Consider the following 271-nt stretch of genomic DNA (forward strand, 5'->3'; position numbering starts at 1 on the left):
AAGACGACGACGTTGATAGGCTGGGTGTGTAAGCGTAGCGATACGTTGAGCTAACCAGTACTAATGAACCGTGAGGCTTAACCTTACAACGCCGAAGATGTTTTGGCGAAAGAGATATCGATTATCAGCTTGATTACAGATTACATCAGAACGCAAAAGCGGTCTGATAAACAGAATTTGCCTGGCGGCTGTAGCGCGGTGGTCCCACCTGACCCCATGCCGAACTCAGAAGTGAAACGCCGTAGCGCCGATGGTAGTGTGGGGTCTCCCC

At 50.9% G+C, this 271-nt stretch carries 2 rRNA genes; both read left to right on the plus strand.

Annotated features, from left to right (window positions below):
• Positions 1-85, plus strand: a 23S ribosomal RNA gene (locus FHC49_RS07970); the annotation flags it as partial.
• Between the two features lie 95 nt (positions 86-180).
• A 5S ribosomal RNA gene (gene rrf, locus FHC49_RS07975) occupies positions 181-271 on the plus strand; the annotation flags it as partial.

Origin of the sequence: Kluyvera sp. EC_51, from assembly GCF_019584505.1 — a bacterium.
Lineage (GTDB): Bacteria > Pseudomonadota > Gammaproteobacteria > Enterobacterales > Enterobacteriaceae > Kluyvera > Kluyvera sichuanensis.